This is a genomic window from Vibrio sp. R10-SF1-ISO8 (assembly GCF_059833805.1).
This window is the reverse complement of sequence record NZ_JCBDHL010000018.1, coordinates 103563-124566: the sequence shown is the minus strand read 5'-3', so window position 1 is coordinate 124566 and position 21004 is coordinate 103563. Positions and strand designations below refer to the sequence as shown.

Genomic DNA, 21004 nt, shown 5'->3' with positions numbered 1-21004 from the left:
AAGTGAAGGAGCACTATGTCTATTTGGCTAACATTTAGAAAGTGGTTGAACTCAAATATATTTAATCTTAGTAATCGTAACTTAGCTTTGCTGTTGGTTATCTATATTGCCGCCTCTTGGATTCTACTGAGAGCGAGTAGTGAGCACGCGCTTACCGATGACCTCTCAACTTTTCTCTATTTCTTGATGGTGACGGCATCAACCGTTGGTTACGGTGATCATTCGCCTGAAACTTCAATGGGAAAATGGGTAGTTATCTTGTTTGTCATCCCAGGGGGCTTATCACTTTTTGCGGCTTTGATTGGTCGACTTGCAGCAGGGATGGTCGAGTATTGGCGCGCAGGTATTTTAGGAAAGCGGAGAATTGGTGTGGAAAATCATATCGTACTATTAGGTTGGAATGGGCAACGTACCATGCATTTGATTCGCATGTTACAGCATGAAGAAGAGGGCAAACGTCCAATTGTACTATGCAGTCGTTCAGATATTGAAAACCCGCTTCCTGGCGAAATTGGATTCGTAAAAGTAAACAGCTATACCGACTCACAAGAGATGGAAAAAGCCGCAATTGAAAGGGCCAGTTGTATTGTCGTCGATAACCTAGAAGACGACATTACGTTGTCAGCTGCGCTATACAGTGCCAACATCAACCCAAGTGCCCATCTGCTCGCTTACTTTAAAGATGAGGCTCTCAGTAACCTTCTAAGCCAGCATTGCCCAAATGCCGAGTGTATTCCGGCAGTAGGGGCTGAAATGCTCGCTAAAGCCGCGGTAGACCCGGGTTCAAGCGCTTTGCATCAGGAGTTATTGGCTTCTACACGGGGCATGACTCAGTATTCGACGACTTATCCGAGTGAGCAGAAAACAATAAAAGTGGAAGATGCTTTTCAGTTTATGAAGCGAGACTATCAAGCAACGCTGATCGCATTGGATGTAGGGCAAGGGATTGAACTCAACCCAGAACTCGATAGGGAGATTTTACCTAGCGCTAAGATATTCTATATTGCGGATGAGCGTATTGAAGATTTTAATTGGCAAAAAATTGAGTGAACCTGACAACAAAAAATCGCAGCCTGAGCTGCGATTTTTTATTTTGTTATTCTTGATCTGCCAGCATTGAACCACGCATCGTCAAGCCACATAGCATGGTTGGCATTGCATTAAAGATCTCTTCAAACTGTTCAAGACCCTCAATACCTTGTTCAGCGAGCGTTGCGATTGAGGTTTCAGGATCATAAAGCATGCTCACAGATAGCAACACACCGCCTAATAGGGCGTTATCTTCGCTATCTTCTGGCATGATGGTTTCCCAATCGTCACGTGCAAGCTGCCAACCTTGGAGAACTCCTTCACAGAAGTCGCGCGTTGCTTCTGTCACGATTTCTTCTTCATCTAGAGCGCAACCTTCTGGCCATTGCCAACGATTTTCCAGTAGGGCAGGACGCGACTCATTCCAAATGGCAATGATATGCTCAATGTATGTCTCTAACTGTTCGCCATCTGCAAAAGGGGCAACTTCTTCACCACCCCAAAGGAATGGAAGCCATTCGTGAGGAGTCAACGTGTGAGGCGCTGCAGCCATAGCGGTAACGAAACCATGAGTCTTGGCTTCGTTAATCAACTTACCTTCAAGCTCAGGCAAGGACAGAAGTTCTTGTAGGGTCAAAATAGACATCCTATGTAAATCAGGAGTTGTGATATCGCAATGGTAACAGCCAACAGAAGTGAGAAAAAGGTTGCTGCTCAGATATATTCGCTATAATTTTTTATAAACGGTCAAAATTCAAAGATTTATGGATATTCGTTCATCGCTAAAAAGGAAGAGCATTTTTGCTTTAGCTATTTATCTAGCTATGGCTGTCGCCCTTATCGGTACTGTCAGCTACTTGATCGTTGAACCGCCGACCAGAGCGCAGCTAGAAAGAAACCTCGATCTTCGAACTGAGCTTATCTCTGTTCAGATAGAAGAGCCGATAAATAGCTCCGTCGGGATCTTGCAAGCCGTGGTCAGTATCGGTAGTAACCACGAAACTCAAGAACACCAAGCGGTTTTGCTGCATAAGCTTTTTTCACTTGTTGAAGGGGTTGCGGTGAGTGGTGGTCTTTGGCCGACGCCTTACTCGATTGATCAGCAAGTCCCTTATAAAAGCCTATTCTTTAACCGAGCAAGTGATGGCAAGATCGACAGGGTGCTCTCATGGGATAACCCTGAGTCAGGGGGATACGACAAAGAGTCTTGGTATACCTCTGTTGTGAAAAAACCAAGCGGAACTGTGTCTTGGTCTCCGGTATACATAGACCCCTTTACCCATGTGCAGATGATCACCGCCTCATCACCTTACTACATTGATGGTGAGTTTGCTGGCGTAGCAACCATTGATATCTCACTTGAAACCTTGGTTTCGTTTGTTCGCCTGCATGCGGAAGAGTACGACTTAGGCGTGATACTGCGTGACGGTTACGGAGATGTCATCACAGAGCACAACTTCCAGCTCGCTAAAAATATCTATATCAGTCAAAACAGCTTTGGTGATTTTAACTGGAGTGTTGACGTTGTGAACGCCAAACGGTTGGTAGCCGAACAGGTGTATGATCTGGTCTCTAAAGTCGAAGCCGTCATCGTACCGATCATGCTTGCTTGTGTAATGCTAGGCTATTTTTTGATTAACCGTTTTCTGATTTCTCCGATTGTTGTCATTGCACGTAGCCTTGATGAATCCAAAGAGGGAGGGGCAATAGAGATTGATTACAATAGCCAAGATGAAATCAAATACCTCATCGACTCTTTAAATGAAAAAACGGTTTATCTTGAAGAAGAAAAGGTTAAAGCTCAGGCTTCGACGAAAGCAAAAAGTGCATTCCTTGCCACTTTATCTCACGAGATCCGTACACCAATGAATGGGGTACTGGGGACCGCGCAAATACTTTTAAAAACCGATTTAAGTGAAGAGCAGAGAAAGCATCTTAAAACATTGTATGAATCTGGCGAGCATATGATGACGCTGCTCAATGAGATTCTCGACTTCTCGAAAGTAGAGCAAGGGCATTTAGAGCTGGAATCATCACCTTTCCCGTTAGAGTCGATTATCGGCAGTATCAACAGTGTTTACTTTACGCTCTGCTCTGAGAAAGGGTTGCAGTTTAAGGTCTACTCTGAAGTACCCCATGAGCGTTGGTACCTATGTGATAAAGCGCGATTAAGACAGATTCTGTTTAACCTTCTTAACAATGCCGTCAAGTTTACCTCTCGTGGCTATGTGGAAGTCTATTTCAAAGAAGAACAACGAGGCGAAGAAAACTACCTGCTTATTCGCGTGCGAGATACCGGTATAGGGATTGCCCGTGAAGCCCAAAGCAAGATATTTAAGCCATTTGAACAGGCTGAGTCTTCTACAACGCGCCGTTTTGGTGGAACCGGATTGGGCCTTGCGATTGTAAAGCAGCTATGTGAGCTAATGGGAGGCACCGTAACGGTAAAAAGTGAGCTCGGAATTGGCTCGAGCTTTGAAGCCGCCATCCGCACTGAAATTAGCCAACCTGCTTTTGCTGAATATCGCGAGCTCAGAAAGCTCAACTATAACGGTTTAAGAGTCTTGATCGTTGAAGATAACCGAACTAATGCGATTATTCTGAATACGTTTATGACCAATAAAGGTTTCTCTTGTGAGTGTGTTGAAAATGGAGAGCTTGGCGTTGAGGCTATTGCTCAAGGTGGGTTTGATCTTGTTTTGATGGATAACCACATGCCCGTGATGGATGGTGTAGAAGCCACAACAGCAATTCGTAGCTTGGCTGATGAGAGAGCCAATATGCTGATTTTTGGTTGTACCGCTGATGTGTTCAGAGATACCAGAGAGCGAATGTTGGGGGCGGGTGTTGATTACATTATCTCGAAGCCGATCGATGAAACGGAACTCGATGACGCATTGGTCAATTATTCCGACAAGCTGTATCAATTTCAGCCTCACCTTCTAAGCAGCTCTGCGAACTCAAATGAGCTCAAGATAGAGCTGGAAGAGCCATTGATGATGTTCTTTATGGCAATAGAAAACGAAGACTTACCCCATGCCAAAAACAAGTTTGCGCAGATAAAGCAAAATCTCGATGGCATTCAGACACCGATTCTGGACGATAACTTATTTAATATTGAATCTAGATTGATGGCTGGGGAGTTCCCTCAACAAGAAGAGTTGGATCTACTTGCCGTACAAGTCAAAGATTACTGTAACTAAATTACGTTAATTTGTTTAAAAATCGTCCTTTGGCTTGAATTTTAGCGACATAATCTAGTTTTACTACGAAATCTGGTTGTTTATTTACCTTTTCTCAATAACTTTGAAATCTAAAACTGTAAAAATAATGTTTTAATGGCGATATTGACTGGCTTATTGCTGTTTGGCTGGTTTTTCATTTTGCTTATTGGTTTTATTTCTAGTTATTTATGTTGAGGTAAGAATGAAGTCTCGTGGGCCTTTCTGTATTCGTAACGCTGCTGCTGATACGTTTGCAATGGTTGTGTTTTGTTTTATTTCCGGAATGTTCATTGAAATTTTTGTGTCCGGTATGACTTTCGAGCAATCTCTAGCTTCACGAACGCTTTCAATCCCAGTTAACATTGCCATCGCGTGGCCATACGGTTTGTTCCGTGACTACGTATTACGCCAAGGCGCTCGCTTATCTGACACTGGCGTTATGAAAAACATCTCTGATCTTGTTGCTTATGTCCTGTTTCAGTCTCCGGTGTATGCAGCAATTCTATTGGTTGTGGGTGCATCGACTGATCAGATCATTACTGCGGTGACCTCTAACGCGGTTGTTTCATGCGGAATGGGTGTTTTGTACGGCTACTTCTTAGATATGTGCCGTAAGTGGTTCCGCGTTCCTGGCTACTATCAAGAAGCCTAAACTGACTGATTCATGATCGAATTAGCCAGTTAGTAACCAAACAGTCTCGATGGTGCGGTTTTTTTAGGGATTAGACTTGACCTAACCTAATAGAATCATTAAATTAGCGCCTCGTTGGTTATCGAAACCAACCACAATTTGATTCGGTGAGTTGTCCGAGTGGCTGAAGGAGCACGCCTGGAAAGTGTGTATACGGCAACGTATCGAGAGTTCGAATCTCTCACTCACCGCCACATTCTAAAGCCCCAGCAGAAATGCTGGGGCTTTTTCGTTTCTGATTTTTACAAATCATTTAGTTTTGAATAAGTTCGCTCGCTTTCTTCATTGCTTCTTTTGTTGAGCATTCCACCACGTTAGTGTTGGCAAAACGATGGGCATCTTTTACTTGAATGTCGTGAGCTAAGATAACCAGTTTAGCATTAGCAACGTCTAGGTCTGTTATGCGGTTCTGAATGCCGTTTTGACCTTGAGTTTCTACCTTAATCTTAATACCTGCCGCAGCGCCTGCTTTTTCTAGTGCCTTGGCTGCCATAAAGGTATGCGCAACACCTGATGGGCAGCAAGTGACAGCAACAATATCGTATTCGCCTTCGCCTGCTACTGGTGGAGCCATTTGAGTTTGAGCTGGTGCTTCTTGTTCGATATCGTCTTCGGACTCTGCCGCTACTGGCTTCCAGAAGCCGACAATTAGCGCTGTTGTTAATGAACCAAGAGCAATGCCCACTACATACATTGGGATGTTACTTGAAACTGGCGCAGTGATTAGACCGCCCCATGGTGCATGTAGTAGTACGTCAGTCAGGAAGCCGAATACACAACCTACGATACCACCGGCAACGATTGAAGGAAGAACGCGCATTGGGTCGTTTGCTGCAAATGGAATCGCACCTTCAGAGATACCGATAGAGCCCATGATTGCTGCTGCTTTACCTGCTTCTTGTTCTTGCTTAGTGAACTTCTTCTTGAATAGGAACGTTGCTAGCGCCATACCTAGAGGAGGCGTACAGATTGCGATGCCCACACCACCCATTAGCCATGGCTGAGTGTCTACTTGAGTTTGAGCAAATAGGGTTGCCACTTTGTTGATTGGGCCGCCCATATCAAACGCCGTCATACCGCCAAGAATGGTACCAAGTACAACTTTAGAAGCGCCCGCCATTGATGCCAAGAACTCGTTCATTGAAGCCATAAAGATCTTGATTGGCTCACCAATGCCCCAAAGAACAATACCCGCAGAGATTAATGTGCCGATAAGAGGGTAGATAAAGTAGGCACCTAGCGCGGTCATATTGGCAGAAAGAGGGATTTTCTTAAGTTGGAAAACCACGCCACCTGCGATAAATCCTGCCACAATACAGCCTAAGAAACCACCGCCCATATCCGCCATGATGCCAGAAGAGATCATCGCAGGCGCAAGTGCTGGTTTATCAGCAATAGAATAACCAATGAAACCACCGAGAATAATTGGGAATAGGACGAGACCTTTAATGCCGATGTTTGAAATGTCAGCGAGTAAGCCCTCTGCTGGTACTGCCCCTTTACCAGATGCCATTACTGCCAACGCGAGCAAGACACCTCCCGCGACAATAAATGGCAACATATGTGAAGTACCAAATAGAAGGTGTTGCTTTAGGGTACTGAGGTTTTTTTTAAGATCGCTACTATTAGCAGCTTGAGCGGTTATTGTACTCATATCTAATTTACCTTATGAATTAATTAAAATATCTAATATCTGATGTTCATCTTTTGCTTTTATAATATTTTCTATAAATTCTTCGCTGAACTTGCCAAATAGCTCTTGAAGAACGTAGATATGATGGTCAGCACCATTATCTGGTGAGGCAATCATAAAAAATAGGGTCGGGTTAATACCGTCTTCGTCATCGTAATCAATGCCAGCCGGTTTGATGCCAACAGCAATGGCAGGCTCCAACACAGCGCTGCTTTTCGCGTGAGGGTAGGCGATGCCATCCATCGATGTGACGCTCAGTGCTTCGCGAGCTTTGATATCTGCTAGGAAGTTATCGAGATTATTAATGCGCTGGTTGTCAGCCAGTAGTTCAGCAAGCTCTTCGAATACTTGTTGTTTATTTGTCGCAGATAATTGTTTTTTTATTAAATTGACATTAGTTAATTGTGTAATCATTTTTAAACTCACGAATGCTTTTCGATGAGTTAAAATTAATCCATTGCTGATATCGTCGAAATAGCAAAAATAAGGCTATAGCTATACTTTTGTATCGGCTAAATTTAAGTGTGATTAGCGTCATTATTATTTCGATACATGACTATTTCTCCAGATAGAAAAAAGCCTCACGATGGTGAGGCTCAATAAAGTGATTGGATTAATTTAGCTGTATGCTCGTGCTACTCGTCCTTGGCAGCAGAGCGTGTAATTGCCTGTATTCGCCGCAACAAACACCGAGTCCCCAATAGCTATTTGGCATGTTTCTCCATTGGTATGCGTTAAGGTCATCGGTTCGTCTAGTGGTAGAAGAATCTCAGCACTGGTCGCTGTTAGGTGACGGTTGTTAGAGTTATGAAGGATCGAGAACTTAAAGTCATCAACTGGCACCTCAAAGCTTTCAATTCCTGCGTCAACTGAGGGCGCAAGTTTTAGGCTACTCTTTGGTTTCGAAACAAATTGCGTGCACAAGACAAGCTCTTTGACATCGATATGCTTAGGTGTCAGACCTGCTCGAAGTACATTGTCAGAGTTCGCCATGATCTCTAGCCCAGTGCCATGCAAATAAGCGTGAGGCGTCTGCGCGTCTAGATACATCGCCTCTCCTGGTTGTAAGGTAATGACATTAAGCATCAAGGGTGCAAATAGCCCAACATCGTTCGGGTACTGTTTTTCTAGTTCGGTGATGAGCGCATACACAGGTTTGCTAGAGAGCTTGGCTTTGACCATCAACATGGTGAGTGCCATCTCTTTTTGTTCACCTTGTAAGGACAGTATCCCAGAGAAGAAGCTTGCCAATCCGTGTGAATTTGGCTCTTCGGTGAGCGCTTCAAGTAACCAATTAAGCTCTGGAATGGCTAACTGGGTGAAGTTCTCAATGATCTCTTCGATTGATCTAAAGCCATTCATCGCTTGGTATTGGGTAAGGGCGTACACCAATTCTGGTTTGTGGTTGGGATCTTTGTAATTACGATGGCTCGCGCTCAATGGTACCCCTAGCTGTTGCTCTTTAGCATATCCAGATTGTGCTTGGGCTTTGCTCGGGTGGACTTGTATTGATAGAGCTTGCTCTGCCGCTAGGATCTTAAATAGATACGGCAGCTCGCCAAATGTGTTGGCGGTTTGTTCCCCGAGGTAGTGTTGTGGGTTATTGGCGATAAGTTCAGAAAGTTTGACTGAAATACTTTGGCTCGTAACCAACGAGCAGCCATTTGGGTGAGCGCCCATCCACATTTCCGCTTGCGGAGCAGATTCTGGGTTGCTGATTCCAAACAGCTGATTCAGTGACGTTTTACTGCCCCAAGCGTAGTTTTGAATCACGTTCTTCATTGGAAAGAAGGCTTGGCGCGGCTCTAAGTCAAGATTTTCAGTCTGGTCAAAAGCAGGAACCGCTGTGGTTGAAGTGTACTGTTCACTGGCAACAGATGTAGTGAGTTCTGGCATTGCATTCACCATAGGGAAAGAGTGGCTTGAAGGATCTCAAGCCACTTGGCGTTAAAGGAGAAGGGTTAAGCTGCTGCGGTAACCAGCTTTTCTTTGCGTAGCTTTTTAAGCGTGATACACGTCAGTGCGGTGACAGCAGTACCAGCCGCCATGCTCACGAGTGCAAGAAGCGGGTAGTTCATTGCACCAAGAAGCGCGACGACCGGACCGCCGTGTGCGACGCTGTTGGTGATGCCAAACGAGAACGCCATAACAGCGGCGACCATAGAGCCAAGAACGTTGGCCGGGATGACCGACATTGGATCTTGAGCCGCAAATGGAATCGCGCCTTCAGAGATACCAACTAAGCCCATCGCGCCAGCTGCTTTACCTGCTTCAATTTCTGAAGATTCGAACAGCTCGAATTTGCGACCCAGAACAGTTGCCAATGCCATACCAAGAGGTGCGACAGGGATTGCACAAGCCATCGCACCCATAAACTGAGTTTGACCACTGGCAATCATGCCGACAGAAAATAGGAACGCGACTTTGTTGAATGGGCCGCCCATGTCAAAGCCAGCCATGCCACCTAATACAATGCCAAGCAATACCACGTTTCCTGTGCTCATTGAGGTCAGAAGGGCAGTTAAGCTATCCATCAGTCCGGCAATCGGCGCGCCAATAACAAAGATGAACAAGCCAGCAATAAATAACGAGCCAGTGATGGGAGCGATCATGATAGGCACAAGTGGTTGGATAAACTTGTGGTAGTTGATCGACGTGACCCATTTAACGAAGTAGCCGACAAGTAAGCCAGCAACAATCGCACCGATGAATCCAGTTCCGGCTTCTGCGCCATAGAAAGAGCCATTATTGGCAATCCAGCCACCGATAAGACCTGGAGCAAGAGCTGGGCGGTCTGCAATAGCGTAAGCGATATAGCCGGCAAGAATCGGGATCATTAGCGTAAAGGCGACCACACCCACTTCTAGGATTTGGTTCCACATGCTGCCGGCAGGAATCGCCATACCGGATTCAGTTGGCTCACCGCCTATTGCTAGGGCTAGCGCGATCAATAGGCCGCCAGTGACAACAAATGGGATCATGTGAGACACGCCATTCATCAAAAAGCGGTACAAGTCAGAGCGAGCCTGAGAAGCTTTATCTGCGACAGAAGATTCATTGGTTTGAGTGTCAGCGTGATAAGTCGGCGCATCTAACGCCTGTGTGATCAAGCCCTGTGCATCTTTAATCGGTGCTTTTACATTGGTTTTTACAACGCGTTTCCCTGCAAAGCGCGCTATATCAACCTGTTTATCGCAGGCAACAATAATGGCGTCTGCTCGGGCAATCTCTTCTGCTGTCGGGCTGTTCTTTACGCCGATAGAGCCATTCGTTTCGACTTTGATTTCGTAGCCTAACTTTGCCGCTCCTTTCTCCAGAGCTTCTGCTGCTAAGTAGGTGTGTGCAACGCCTGCCGGACATCCTGTCACTCCAATCACAAAGCCATTGGAGGTATCGCCAACTACGTCGTCTTGAGTTTGTTTCTGCAGCAGAAGTTCTAACGCTTGTTGGTTTGATGTCGCGTTTAAAAAATGCTCAATAAAGCCTTCTTCAATCAACTTAGAAGAGAGTTCTGCCAGCACTTCGATGTGATGATTGTCACCGCCATCTGGAGAGGCGATCATAAAAAAGAGTTTCGATGGCAATCCATCTTCTGCGCCGTAATCGATACCTGTACGGTGAACGCCAATAACGACAGCAGGTTCGATAACCGCAGCACTTTTGGCATGAGGGAGGGCAACGCCTTCTTCAAAACCTGTATTGCCTAGCTCTTCGCGAGCCTTGATATCGGCGAGAAATTGTTGCTTATCGGTGATTCTACCTTGTGAATAAAGTACCTCGATTAGCTCGTGAAAAACCTCTTCTTTGGATTGCGCTTTAAGATCGAGCGCAATCAAATTCTCATTGATGAGTTTGGTGATCATTGTGAACCCCTAATAATTTTATTGTTGTATCAGGGGTATTTTGGAAGCTGTGAGAAAGAGTCTGTAGTGAAGAAAAAATGCATTTACTAGAAGATTGTAACTGTATTTTCGAGGTGTGATTTAGATCGCCGGATGAGTCAGGTATAACACTGAATTGAGAAGGTATAGCCCATTTAAAACAATGGTTTGTGAAGGTTTGTTGGCTTATGTACTCCATCGATTAGAAGTTGGATAACTATAAATTTATTGCCATAGCTGGATTTTTGTACCATTAATCTTAAATTGTGATTTTGCTCAATAGCGTAAAGTCTCTACTAGCGGTATACCTATGCGCGTAGCACACGCGCGACTTATTGAGAGTATCCAAATGGTATTTCATGACTTAATTTCTTCGGTACTCGGTGAAAGAGAAGCTTTTCATCACATATGGTTTGCTGGAGATTTTCACACGCCACCGGAATGCAGTTATCAGGTTAATTTTCCTCGATTGGAGTTAGTACTTGATGGTGAATACATTAATGAAATGGAAGATCATGAGCGTAAAGTCACTCAAGTTATCGCTAAGGCAGGAGACGCGATCTTTATTCCGCCGAACTGCTGGAACAAGCCAGATTGGGATACCAATTGTTCGGTATTGAGTATCCTGTTTGGCCGACGTCAATTGGGCTTAAGTTTAGTTAGCAAACGTAAAGGGGAAACCAACTTTTACGACATCCAAAAGCACAGTATTCAGACGCGTTCTGGCTTTGCACTCGATAACATTCTTGAGGCGCTGAGTTCGCTTGCACGAGAAAATGCCAAAAAGCCAATGGATGAGCTGCTGCTGCAGGCGTTGTTGCAATACTGCAAAACCATGTTAGATACGCCATTAGAAAAGTCTCACAACCGAGTTCAGGATCTTTATCAGGGGATCTGTATCTACATTCAGGAGAATTTCCACCGCCAGATCACCCGAGACAGTATCGCCGCTCGATTTAGCATCTCTGCCAATCACTTATCGCGCTTGTTTCGCCAGCAAGGGCACATGACGTTAGCAGACTACATTACTTGGGTCCGAATTGATCGAGCGAAATTCATGCTCAAGAAATACAACTTTAAACTTAATGAAGTGTCGGTTAGGTGTGGCTTTAAGGATGTGAACTACTTTTGTCGAGTATTCAAAAATCGCACTGGAAGAACGCCATCTGACTATCGCGGATCAATCTAGCGGTTATGTAATTAAGCGTGACATGGAATACATCAGCAGGGCTTGAAGATCGATACTGCTTTTTGTCATTAAAAGACGTTCTGCAAATTGGCCGCAGAGAAGGTTTCTGGTCAGATTGGTTGCGGTAATTATCTGATCGCGAGTAGGGGATGAAGGCATCACCAGTGCTATAGCCAAGTGAACTTGACCCACTTTAGAAGCCCAATCAATCGCTGTATCACTGCTTATTACGGCGATGTTGATCTCATTGATGCCATCGAATATCACATGAGGTAAGGCAATGCCTGACGTTACGCAGGTTGACGAACGTTCTTCTCTTTTGATGAAGGCAAGGATCAGATCATCGGCTGATTGAGGGTAGATAAGCTGAGCCAACCCTTTTAAACATTCAAACTTGGACAGTTCTGTATGAGCCTTGGCATAGTACCAATTGACTGCACTTGGCGTTTTTAGCTGCGGTAATCGCTGTGCTAACTGATTGGAAAACTCATAATTAATATTGGAGCCGACTAAGGCATAGTGCTCGGAGATGACATCTTTGAGTACAAAGCAGGCGAGCTCGGCATCGATACCAAAAGCGGTAATCTGACACAAATCCCCTTCGACCAATCCCGCTTGCAGTAAGGCAACAGATTTAGTGAGGTCAGCACTACGATTGCGCGTGATGTTGATAATTCGTATGTTGCTTTTGAACTTTTTCGCAAGACTACACAGTGGTTTAGTGGCGTGAGCACTAGCACCGGAGTCATTAACAAGAAAGGTAATTTGATACTCTGTCATTAGCAGCATTATGCTCGGCAGTGGAGGATAAATACTTTATCAACGTTAATCAGTACGTCTTCAATAGCGATTCTTACACAAGGTAACCCATCAAATCTGCTCGATTGCTCAATCTCTATATCCGAGACAATTAATACCTTGTCGGCACAAGTAATATCATGGGGAGTGAGTTGGTTTTCGATCCCCATTGCACCTTGGGTCTCAACTTTAATTTGCACGTTATGTTTTGGGGCAGCTTTCTTTAGTGCATCTGCTGCCATGTAGGTGTGTGCAATACCTGTTGGACAGGCAGTGACAGCAATGATTTTCATAGTAATTCTCTGTGGCTATTTTCGCGGATATTAGCATAGCAACGGTAGATTGCCTTAGTTCAAAGCGACAAATTGAAAGATGGGCTTCACACTTTTATTCGAGTGTTACAATAATCCAGTTAAAGCCGTTTTAGTCCTATATATTGGGCAAGGCTAGGTGACTAATCTATAGTCGAGCGCGAGTACGGCAAGGTAAGAAATAATGGATATTACAAACCTGGTTCAGTCGGAGACGATATGTCTCGACCTAAAAGCAACCACCAAAGAAGAAGCGCTCAAGGAGTTGGTGGAGCTACTCGATGCTGCCGGAAACCTTGCCGACAAATCGCAATTTATTGCCGATTTATGGGCTCGCGAAGAAATTGGTAATACAGGTTTTGAAGATGGTATTGCGATTCCACACGCCAAAAGCTCTGCAGTGGCTAAGCCCGCTGTTGCGGTAGGGATAAGCCGCAATGGGATTGACTATGGCGCCGAGGATGGAGAGCTTTCGGACGTTTTCTTTATGCTCGCTTCCCCCGATGGTGACGACCACCATCATATTGAGGTTTTGGCGCAGCTTTCCAGTAAGCTGATTGAAGAGGAGTTTATCCATCAGCTGAAACAAGCAGAAAGCGTAGAGGCGGCGTTGCAGCTGATTACTGAAAGTACCCCCGAGCCATTTTTGGATCAGGGTTATCTCGCGCACGATGCACGCTTAGAGCCGATGAGTCCTGTCAAAAGGCACTTAGCTCGTGTGAAAGAGCATTTATTGTTTGGCACTTCTCATATGATCCCGTTTATTGTCGCGGGTGGGGTTCTCCTTTCACTGTCGGTGATGATGACAGGCCATGCCGCACTACCAGAGCAGGGCATTCTGGCTGATATGGCGCACATGGGAATCGCGGGTTTAACGCTTTTTACTGCGGTACTGGGTGGATATATAGCGTATTCAATTGCTGATAAACCAGGACTGGCACCGGGAATGATTGGTTCTTGGGTAGCGGTTGATCAATACAATACCGGGTTTCTCGGTGCTATTGTCGTCGGTTTTTTTGCCGGCTACTTTGTGTTGTTGCTCAAGCAGATTAAGTTGCCGGATAGCATGAGCTCACTAGGAAGCATCTTCATTTACCCGCTCGCTGGGACATTTGCCACTTGTGGGTTAGTGATGTGGCTAATAGGCGCTCCGATTTCCGCAACCATGAACGCATTGAACCTGCTTTTGACTGATATGGCAGGTTCGGGAAAAGTGGTGCTTGGAACCGTTCTTGGTGCAATGACTGCATTTGACATGGGTGGGCCAGTCAATAAGGTGGCGACGCTCTTTGCCCAAACACAAGTTAACACCCAGCCTTGGCTTATGGGGGGCGTTGGAATTGCAATTTGTACGCCTCCGCTTGGCTTAGCCTTAGCGACGCTTATATCACCCAATAAATTCAAGCGTGACGAACGTGAGGCCGGAAAGGCCGCTGGCATTATGGGCATGATTGGGATCAGTGAAGGGGCGATTCCGTTTGCGACCGCCGACCCTGCGCGTGTTCTACCAGCCATTGTTGCTGGTGGTATTGTCGGTAATGTGACGGGCTTTATGTTCCATGTCATCAACCATGCCCCTTGGGGAGGTTGGATCGTACTTCCAGTTGTCGATGGCAAGTTGGGCTATATCGTCGGAACCGTTGCGGGCGCACTCACGACGGCGTGTATTGTTATTCTATTGAAAAAAACGGTCCGAGAAGATGAAGAGTATGACTCGTTTCGCCGCGCATACTCTTCAGTGCAAACAGAGGGGGAAGCCGATGTACTTGCGGTGACTTCATGTCCTTCCGGTGTTGCCCATACGTTTCTAGCGGCTAAATCATTAGAGAAAGCAGCCTATTCTATGGGCATCAAAATTAAAGTAGAAACCCAAGGCGCAGATGGCATTAACAACCGCATCACCGAACTAGATATCGCGCGAGCAAAACTGGTTATCTTCGCTCATGACGTGGCAATAAAAGAGCCAGAAAGGTTTAGCAATATTACGATTATCGATGTCAGCACCAAAGATGCCATGCACAATGCGGCAGCGTTGATCAAATCGAAACGAAATTTAGTCAAATAGTTCCCCCGAACTATTTATGCTCCAAGCTCCATCATCCGATGGAGCTTTTTTCTTATCTGATGGGGCGTACATCTATCAACTCGGGTTATTCGACTTTAAATTGCTGAACCAATCCTTTCAGCTCAGACATTGAGTTCGATAGCTCTTGGCTCACCCTAGCGGAGGAATCTGCCTCTTGGCTGACCGACTGACTCACGTCTCGTATATTGGTGACATTGTGACTTAACTCTTCTGCAACCCCACGTTGTTCCATTGCGGCTTCAGAGATGCGGTTACTTATCTCATCTATGCTGACGATGTGGGTAATGATCTGCTCCAACACGGTCACGGTATTGTTGACTTGTTCTGCGGTCTGTTGAGCATTTTCGTTCCCTTTTTGCACCGCAATAACCACCTCATTGGTGCCTGTTTTTAGCTGATTGATCACTTCGCGAATCTCACTGATTGAGTCTTGAGTTCTTCCTGCTAGTGTCCGAACTTCATCTGCAACAACAGCAAAGCCTCTGCCCTGATCTCCGGCACGAGCTGCTTCGATCGCCGCATTCAGTGCCAATAGATTGGTTTGCTCAGCAATGCTTTCAATGACCACTAGAATCGAGGTAATGTTTTCACTGTTTTGCGCCAGATTGTCTGCGACAGGCACAGCCGCACTTACCTCCGCGACCAAAGATTCCATGGCGTGAGTGGTAGAGTCGATGACGATTTTCCCTTGTTCGGCTGCATCGTTGGCCTCTTTGGCAGAATTTACCGCTTGGCTGGCACTGTTGGCGACTTCTTGTGCCGTCGACGCGAGTTGAGCAGACGCACTGGCGACCAGATCAATTTCGGCAAATTGCTGCTGCATTCCTTGGTTGGTACGTTGAGAGATACTTGAAGCTTCTTCAGCATTGAGTTTTGCGCCGGAAACAGAGGTCGAAATCTGTGTCACAATGCCTTGTAGCTTGCTCACAAACTGGTTAAAACCAGAGGCGAGGGCACCGATTTCGTCATTACTATTTACTGTCAAACGTCGGGTTAAATCACCTTCACCGCCTGCGATATCTTCTAAGCTCCGAGCAACCACGCGTATTGGGCTGACTAATTTGGCGGCAAGTAGAGCATTTAGTATCAGTACTGTGACGGTAATGAAGACCCCAATCAGAAAGATATTTGTTACCGACTCACGGTTCGCTTGATTTAACGTCTTTTCTAATTCGAGTGCTTGTTGCATCACGTCTTGTCGTGGCACATCAAAAACCAGCCCCCAAGGCTGGGAGTTAGCTGATAATTTAACGGGGATTTTGGCACGCAGCGTCTCACCGTTATCCTCCCAATTGACGGAATAGGCAGGTTGGCTAAGCCAGCTGAGAAGTGCTTGTGAGCCTGTGATGTTGGTCTCGGATAAGTGAGTCCCCACTAGGCTTTGATCCGCATCGTAGCCGACGACATACCCACCGTGACTGAGCAATAACACTTGACCGTGGCCCGAGAACATATTTTGGTCGGCCTGCGTGATTAGGGTCTGAATTTTGTTTAACCCAAAATCAACACCTAACATACCGACAAGCTGCCCCTTGGATAAAATGGGCAGAGTAAGCGAGGTCATCAGTATCTCTTCGTCACCCACCGTATCTAGGTATGGATTAAGAACGCAGGCATTTCGATTGCGTATCGAGCAGGCATACCACTCATTGATAGGGGTATTGCTTTCGTCGAGTTCGGTATCATTGATATCTTCTTCGAGCAGAACCTCAAGCTCCACGCTGCCATCACTTGAGCGAGCCCAGTAAGGCGCAAATCGACCGGCTTCGTTGGACGCGGCTTCTTCACTATCGACGTAATACACATCACTGTTATCAAGTGCTTCTGATTCTGACACCACGTATAGACCTAACATCTCGCTGTGGTCACTTACGGTTTTCTTGATGATTTGATTAAGGAGAGGCCGCAGTGAGTCAGAGTCGACTAACCCTTGGTCAGTATTTTCTTTTAGTGAAACAATGTTTTTCACCAGCATATCGGCTCGATCAAAGGAACCGTCAAAGAAGCTTTGCATTTTCAGCGATTGCTGATTTGCAAGTTCGCTGATGTACTGCTCGGCAGACTGTTTTAGGTTGTGTTCAGTTTGGCGACGGACGAGCTGTTGTGCTTGGTCACTGGCGTACAAAAATGACACCATCAATGCCGAAGCGGTAATAATTAGGCTACCCCCGGCGGCGAGCAGAAATTTCCAACGTACGGACAAATTGCCAAAGAGACCGACGGACTGCGTGTCTTTCATAGCGCATCTCACTCTACTTCTTTCTGCTAATGATAGTAAAGCTAGTGCTATTCACCACTGTTGTTAAGGATAAGGAGTAGGCTTGTAAAGTTGAATTGCCAATGGGAAGAAAGGTGTGTCAGTAACCTAACTGACTCACCGTGAGTTCTGTATATCCCGTTTGCGGATCTGCTTGGCGGCTAAAGGTTAAGTTGTGATACTGGTGAATGATCAGTTCCGCAGTGGTATCGATCATGCAACCTTCCATCAAATGACCACCCACAACTTCTCCGCTTTGTTTTGCAACCGAGATGTGGATATGTTGATGATTGGGCGTAAGTGTACCCATTACCGAGACGATCTCTACGGGTTCGTTTAATTCGAGAGTTTGCGTTGCGCCAGCCAAGCGGATCTTTAGGTGAGTAAAACACCCTACACAAGAGGCGATGGTACCTGCACTGATATTATGTTCCGTGACCAAGTGCTGAATGCTTTGCTTAAGGTCATCACCCTTGGTGAGGCGAACCGCTATTGGAGTGATCAATCTATGCCTATTTATTGTTATCAGGAAAGGGGGTTAGTTTACCGAGTATCTTTTTACTGGTTTTCCACTTTGCTCGTTGCTGGTGGATTGTTCTGCTTGGTATTGATCAATGCTGTGCCACTTTAATGCCCCATTGAGTTCGTAATCGTTAGCAGCAGCGCAGATCATGTAATACTCATCGATTTGGACGATAGCGCCATCAGAGTACGCTTTATCTTGGTAGTAACAAACGCGCTTGCCCACTTCTCCGGCGTTGATTCCGATGATCGGCTTAGCAGGAGTTGAGATGACATTGGCAGACACAGGTAAAGCCAGTGCAGCAACTAGTACTACCATGTAGGACTTCATTTTTGTTCTCCGAAGCGTTGACCAAATTTACGTTCGTATCGCGGCAGCATGCTTTCATTACCAAGCAAACCTCCCTGATGAACATAAATGATGCTCTTATCTTGATTCTCTTTATACCATGATTGTAGACACTGCCACATCATAGGATCGTAGAGAAGGTCGAACTCGATATCGGTCTCATCAAGTAATTGCTGCCAAATACGATAATCTTGTTGATAAAGTTTACCGAAATGATGTTTTGTTTCTAACTCTAGTATCTGTGGAAAATCGTTCTCGCCCAGCTCTTCAAATTGTTTGATTAAGTACTCTTTTCCACCCACGCATGGACAAGTTAATACGGGGATAGAGTGGGGCTTTAGAAACTTATGTAGATAGAGGGCTGTTGCCCCAGTACCAGCAGGTAGTGCAACAACGAATTGGTGATTGGACTCATATCTTGTCCAAGAGAGGATTTCACTTGCGAGTTGCTCAACCCCTTGTTTAGCAAGCTTTGAACGCCCCCCTTCAGGTAAAAACAGGCAAGAATTGTCTGGCTGACGAATCTGCTCGATATACTCTAGCGGATGAAGGTGGTATTCAGCAGTGGGGATGATTTTAGCCCCTAACTCTAATGCGCCTCGATAGTTGCCAAGTGGGTTGTCATCTAACCATTGAGGGATACGGTCGACATAAAACTCTAGTTGCCATCCTTTAATCGCAGCAAGCGCTGACAACGAGTAAAGCGAGTTAGACTGAGTGCTGCCGTAGCTTATCAGCGTTTTAATGTTCGGATAATCTTGCTCAAGCACCGCCATAAATTTGCGTGCTTTATTACCACTGAAATGGCTGTGCAGTTGATCATCGCGCTTGAGGAAAAACGGTATCTCTGCAAACTGGTGCTGAGTGATGGGCGTATTGGCGAGCTTCATAAAAATTGATCGTGAAAACTTGGCCGCCTATCTTAACGGATTGGCGACCATGAGTATCAATCTAGATCAAAATTTTATAGTGGCGCAACAACCGCGATTTTGATGATTGGTCAGTTCAAAGTGCCATTGGTAGCGTCGACAGAGGTCGTCGACGATCAGAAGCCCAAGTCCATGTCCTTCTGAGTCTGGAGAGTCCGTGAGCCCCGGACCATCGTCAATCACCTTAATATGCTCGGATGACACCTCGATATCGATTCTTCCATGATCAGAGGCTGCAATCGCATTACGGACTAGGTTACCCAGCACCATGTTCAGAACCGCGGGGGTTGCTCTTAGCTTAGGCTGCGCAAGGAAGCTGACATTGATCTCTAGATCTTTCTCTGACGCATGTACCTTGTTGGCCGTGACGACTTTGTTAATCTCTTCATGCTCAATGTTCCTCATCGGCGCATCGTCGACATTGCGTTCGTAGCGTACGATTGAGAGCAAAGCGTCAACCATAGTAATCATCTCTAAAGTCGCGTCTTCGATACGAGAGATCTGTCGATGCTGAAACTCATCCGGTTTAGAGCGCGTAAGGAGCTTGTTTGCTCCTTTGACCACTGTGAGTGGCGTTCTTAGTTCATGACTAGCATAACGAGCAAAAGCTTGTTCGCGCTTTAAGGCAAGGTTAAGTTCATTACGATATTGATTGAGGTGGGTCGTCAGTAGCTGGAACTCTTCGGCTGCTTCATGATGTATTTCAAAGGCTTTGGTAGTGTCACCTGACATCTTATTAAGCTGTTTAGTGATATCATTGACGGGTTCAATCAAGCGCCTAGAAAGACGAAACAACAGCGCACCAAACGTAAACATCAGCAGAGACACAAAGCTGATGACGATGATACCTGAATAAAGAATTTCCTCGTTGCCAAACTCAACTTTGTCGATCAAAGAGAGCAGTACGATGGTTTTTTGCTCGCTATTATCTGAATAGTAACCTTTGTAAACCATATGTCCGTGAGGAGAAAGCAAAGAGCCTACTTCTCCGAGAAAGGTTTCGTGGTTTTCAACATAACTGCGATATTCTTGGGGGACTAAATCCGCGTCGTTGTAGGCAACAGTGAGTGAGTCGAGGCGGATTTCTCCTTGCTCTCCGGCTAGAAAGCGCTCAACGGCACTATCGCGGTCAATAAGAATGCGGCGTTCACCTACTCGATCCTCCGACCATTGCAACGCAAGGTAGAAGATGAGAAAGGTAACAATCCCGATAACGCAAGACATACCAGTAAAAAATACCGCAAGCCTTCCTGTGAGCGTTTGGGTATTGGAGAGAAAACCGTGTGGCATCAGATGTCCTCTAAGCGAAAGCCAATTTTAGGGATAGTGGTTAACATCGGCGCATGAAAAGGCTTATCGAGTTGGTTACGTAGCTGATAAATATGGCTGCGCAGTACATCGTTGTTGGGTTCGCTTTCTTGCCACAGCTTTTCAGAGATCTCTTGTCGAGTGACCACCTCGGGGGCGCGCTGACAGAGCACCTCTAAAATTGTGTAAGTGGTCGGGTTTAAGGCCAATAGTTTGTCTTGGCGATAAGCTTGACGAGTTTTCTGGTCGATCTTCAAACTGCCAAATTGTAAAACGGAGCTGGCGACTTGGCCCTTGTAACGTTTAATCAAAGCGTGGATGCGCGCTTCAAGGATCTCTAAATCAAACGGTTTAGTCAGATAATCATCGGCGCCATGTTGAAAGCCGTTAAGCATATCGTCACGATTATCAAGCGCAGTCAGCATTAGTACGGGTGTGTTAACGCCAGCTTCTCTTAGCTTGTTGCACACGGTCAGACCGTCCATTCTCGGAAGCATGAGGTCGAGCAGTATTAAGTCAAAAGTGCCTTCCAGTGCCAGTTGTAGACCCAGTTCGCCGTTGTCTGCGTAATCGAGTTCCATTCCTTCACACTCGAAGTAATCAAACAAGATACCCGCAACCTCTCGGTTATCTTCAACCAGTAATACTCTGTTCATCGCACATTCTCATTTTATGGGGCTTTATGATCTCAATGACGCCGTGAAAAAAACGTGAACAACAAGCTTTTCACACGCTGG

At 45.7% G+C, this 21004-nt stretch carries 18 protein-coding genes and 1 tRNA gene; 6 read left to right on the top strand and 13 right to left on the bottom strand.

The window, feature by feature from the left end; genetic code table 11:
- Nucleotides 1–15: 15 nt before the first annotated feature.
- Nucleotides 16–1050 carry a potassium channel family protein gene (locus AC6R00_RS13880; RefSeq protein WP_272786761.1) on the top strand — a complete coding sequence of 345 codons (1035 nt, stop codon included), beginning with the start codon at nt 16–18 and terminating at the stop codon, nt 1048–1050.
- Between the two features lie 46 nt (nt 1051–1096).
- On the opposite strand, the gene AC6R00_RS13875 is transcribed toward AC6R00_RS13880, so the two are convergent.
- Nucleotides 1097–1666, bottom strand: coding sequence for a UPF0149 family protein (locus AC6R00_RS13875; RefSeq protein ID WP_500640787.1), 570 nt, complete (start codon nt 1664–1666; stop codon nt 1097–1099).
- 127 nt (nt 1667–1793) lie between these two features.
- Here AC6R00_RS13875 and AC6R00_RS13870 point away from each other — a divergent pair, with 127 nt between their 5' ends.
- The 3 genes from AC6R00_RS13870 to AC6R00_RS13860 all read left to right on the top strand — a co-directional run bounded on the left by AC6R00_RS13870 (nt 1794) and on the right by AC6R00_RS13860 (nt 5138).
- Nucleotides 1794–4232 carry an ATP-binding protein gene (locus tag AC6R00_RS13870; protein WP_500640786.1) on the top strand — a complete coding sequence of 813 codons (2439 nt, stop codon included), beginning with the start codon at nt 1794–1796 and terminating at the stop codon, nt 4230–4232.
- Between the two features lie 223 nt (nt 4233–4455).
- Complete coding sequence (locus AC6R00_RS13865; RefSeq protein ID WP_500640785.1) at nt 4456–4905, top strand: L-alanine exporter AlaE; 450 nt, start codon at nt 4456–4458, stop codon at nt 4903–4905.
- 145 nt (nt 4906–5050) lie between these two features.
- Nucleotides 5051–5138, top strand: a tRNA-Ser gene (locus tag AC6R00_RS13860).
- Between the two features lie 59 nt (nt 5139–5197).
- On the opposite strand, the gene AC6R00_RS13855 is transcribed toward AC6R00_RS13860, so the two are convergent.
- The 4 genes from AC6R00_RS13855 to AC6R00_RS13840 form a co-directional block, all read right to left on the bottom strand.
- Nucleotides 5198–6598, bottom strand: coding sequence for a PTS fructose transporter subunit IIBC (locus AC6R00_RS13855; protein WP_500640784.1), 1401 nt, complete (start codon nt 6596–6598; stop codon nt 5198–5200).
- A gap of 12 nt (nt 6599–6610) precedes the next feature.
- Nucleotides 6611–7051, bottom strand: coding sequence for a PTS sugar transporter subunit IIA (locus AC6R00_RS13850; protein WP_500640783.1), 441 nt, complete (start codon nt 7049–7051; stop codon nt 6611–6613).
- 204 nt (nt 7052–7255) lie between these two features.
- Entirely contained in the window at nt 7256–8419 is a 1164-nt protein-coding gene (gene manA, locus AC6R00_RS13845) for a mannose-6-phosphate isomerase, class I (RefSeq protein ID WP_500640906.1), read from the bottom strand.
- Between the two features lie 179 nt (nt 8420–8598).
- Nucleotides 8599–10500, bottom strand: a complete 1902-nt coding sequence (locus AC6R00_RS13840) for a PTS fructose transporter subunit IIABC (protein ID WP_500640782.1) — start codon at nt 10498–10500, stop codon at nt 8599–8601.
- 367 nt (nt 10501–10867) lie between these two features.
- Between AC6R00_RS13840 and AC6R00_RS13835 the strand changes: the two genes are divergently transcribed.
- Nucleotides 10868–11707 (top strand): helix-turn-helix domain-containing protein, encoded by an 840-nt coding sequence (locus AC6R00_RS13835; RefSeq protein ID WP_004745822.1) that lies wholly within the window; start codon nt 10868–10870, stop codon nt 11705–11707.
- Between the two features lie 3 nt (nt 11708–11710).
- On the opposite strand, the gene AC6R00_RS13830 is transcribed toward AC6R00_RS13835, so the two are convergent.
- Both AC6R00_RS13830 and AC6R00_RS13825 read right to left on the bottom strand, forming a co-directional pair.
- Nucleotides 11711–12487, bottom strand: coding sequence for a PTS sugar transporter subunit IIA (locus AC6R00_RS13830; protein ID WP_500640905.1), 777 nt, complete (start codon nt 12485–12487; stop codon nt 11711–11713).
- A gap of 8 nt (nt 12488–12495) precedes the next feature.
- Nucleotides 12496–12798 (bottom strand): PTS fructose transporter subunit IIB, encoded by a 303-nt coding sequence (locus tag AC6R00_RS13825; RefSeq protein ID WP_500640781.1) that lies wholly within the window; start codon nt 12796–12798, stop codon nt 12496–12498.
- 202 nt (nt 12799–13000) lie between these two features.
- On the opposite strand from AC6R00_RS13825, the gene AC6R00_RS13820 reads away from it, so the two are divergent.
- Entirely contained in the window at nt 13001–14881 is a 1881-nt protein-coding gene (locus tag AC6R00_RS13820) for a fructose-specific PTS transporter subunit EIIC (protein WP_500640780.1), read from the top strand.
- Nucleotides 14882–14966: 85 nt separating this feature from the next.
- Here AC6R00_RS13820 and AC6R00_RS13815 read toward each other — a convergent pair whose 3' ends face one another.
- From AC6R00_RS13815 to AC6R00_RS13790, 6 genes are all read right to left on the bottom strand, one after another.
- Nucleotides 14967–17141 (bottom strand): methyl-accepting chemotaxis protein, encoded by a 2175-nt coding sequence (locus AC6R00_RS13815; RefSeq protein WP_500640779.1) that lies wholly within the window; start codon nt 17139–17141, stop codon nt 14967–14969.
- Nucleotides 17142–17259: 118 nt separating this feature from the next.
- Nucleotides 17260–17664 (bottom strand): PPC domain-containing DNA-binding protein, encoded by a 405-nt coding sequence (locus tag AC6R00_RS13810; protein WP_500640778.1) that lies wholly within the window; start codon nt 17662–17664, stop codon nt 17260–17262.
- Nucleotides 17665–17697: 33 nt separating this feature from the next.
- A complete protein-coding gene (locus tag AC6R00_RS13805; protein ID WP_500640777.1) occupies nt 17698–18012 on the bottom strand; it encodes a DUF1496 domain-containing protein in 315 nt (104 codons plus the stop codon).
- Nucleotides 18009–18920: a 1-aminocyclopropane-1-carboxylate deaminase/D-cysteine desulfhydrase gene (locus AC6R00_RS13800; RefSeq protein WP_500640776.1), complete on the bottom strand. Its 912-nt coding sequence runs from the start codon at nt 18918–18920 to the stop codon at nt 18009–18011. The genes AC6R00_RS13805 and AC6R00_RS13800 overlap by 4 nt, the downstream gene beginning before the upstream one ends.
- A gap of 66 nt (nt 18921–18986) precedes the next feature.
- Nucleotides 18987–20249, bottom strand: coding sequence for a sensor histidine kinase (locus tag AC6R00_RS13795; protein WP_500640775.1), 1263 nt, complete (start codon nt 20247–20249; stop codon nt 18987–18989).
- Nucleotides 20249–20923 (bottom strand): response regulator transcription factor, encoded by a 675-nt coding sequence (locus AC6R00_RS13790; RefSeq protein ID WP_500640774.1) that lies wholly within the window; start codon nt 20921–20923, stop codon nt 20249–20251. The genes AC6R00_RS13795 and AC6R00_RS13790 overlap by 1 nt, the downstream gene beginning before the upstream one ends.
- Nucleotides 20924–21004: the final 81 nt, after the last annotated feature.

Bases quoted from the DNA above. Each gene is read 5' to 3' on its own strand.
- AC6R00_RS13820 (WP_500640780.1), top strand. From the start codon at position 13,001: ATGGATATTACAAACCTGGTTCAGTCGGAGACGATATGTCTCGACCTA.
- AC6R00_RS13855 (WP_500640784.1), bottom strand. From the start codon at position 6,598: ATGAGTACAATAACCGCTCAAGCTGCTAATAGTAGCGATCTTAAAAAA.
- AC6R00_RS13800 (WP_500640776.1), bottom strand. From the start codon at position 18,920: ATGAAGCTCGCCAATACGCCCATCACTCAGCACCAGTTTGCAGAGATA.
- AC6R00_RS13835 (WP_004745822.1), top strand. From the start codon at position 10,868: ATGGTATTTCATGACTTAATTTCTTCGGTACTCGGTGAAAGAGAAGCT.
- AC6R00_RS13865 (WP_500640785.1), top strand. From the start codon at position 4,456: ATGAAGTCTCGTGGGCCTTTCTGTATTCGTAACGCTGCTGCTGATACG.
- AC6R00_RS13840 (WP_500640782.1), bottom strand. From the start codon at position 10,500: ATGATCACCAAACTCATCAATGAGAATTTGATTGCGCTCGATCTTAAA.
- AC6R00_RS13825 (WP_500640781.1), bottom strand. From the start codon at position 12,798: ATGAAAATCATTGCTGTCACTGCCTGTCCAACAGGTATTGCACACACC.
- AC6R00_RS13790 (WP_500640774.1), bottom strand. From the start codon at position 20,923: ATGAACAGAGTATTACTGGTTGAAGATAACCGAGAGGTTGCGGGTATC.
- AC6R00_RS13830 (WP_500640905.1), bottom strand. From the start codon at position 12,487: ATGACAGAGTATCAAATTACCTTTCTTGTTAATGACTCCGGTGCTAGT.
- manA (WP_500640906.1), bottom strand. From the start codon at position 8,419: ATGAAGAACGTGATTCAAAACTACGCTTGGGGCAGTAAAACGTCACTG.
- AC6R00_RS13805 (WP_500640777.1), bottom strand. From the start codon at position 18,012: ATGAAGTCCTACATGGTAGTACTAGTTGCTGCACTGGCTTTACCTGTG.
- AC6R00_RS13850 (WP_500640783.1), bottom strand. From the start codon at position 7,051: ATGATTACACAATTAACTAATGTCAATTTAATAAAAAAACAATTATCT.
- AC6R00_RS13870 (WP_500640786.1), top strand. From the start codon at position 1,794: ATGGATATTCGTTCATCGCTAAAAAGGAAGAGCATTTTTGCTTTAGCT.
- AC6R00_RS13815 (WP_500640779.1), bottom strand. From the start codon at position 17,141: ATGAAAGACACGCAGTCCGTCGGTCTCTTTGGCAATTTGTCCGTACGT.
- AC6R00_RS13880 (WP_272786761.1), top strand. From the start codon at position 16: ATGTCTATTTGGCTAACATTTAGAAAGTGGTTGAACTCAAATATATTT.
- AC6R00_RS13795 (WP_500640775.1), bottom strand. From the start codon at position 20,249: ATGCCACACGGTTTTCTCTCCAATACCCAAACGCTCACAGGAAGGCTT.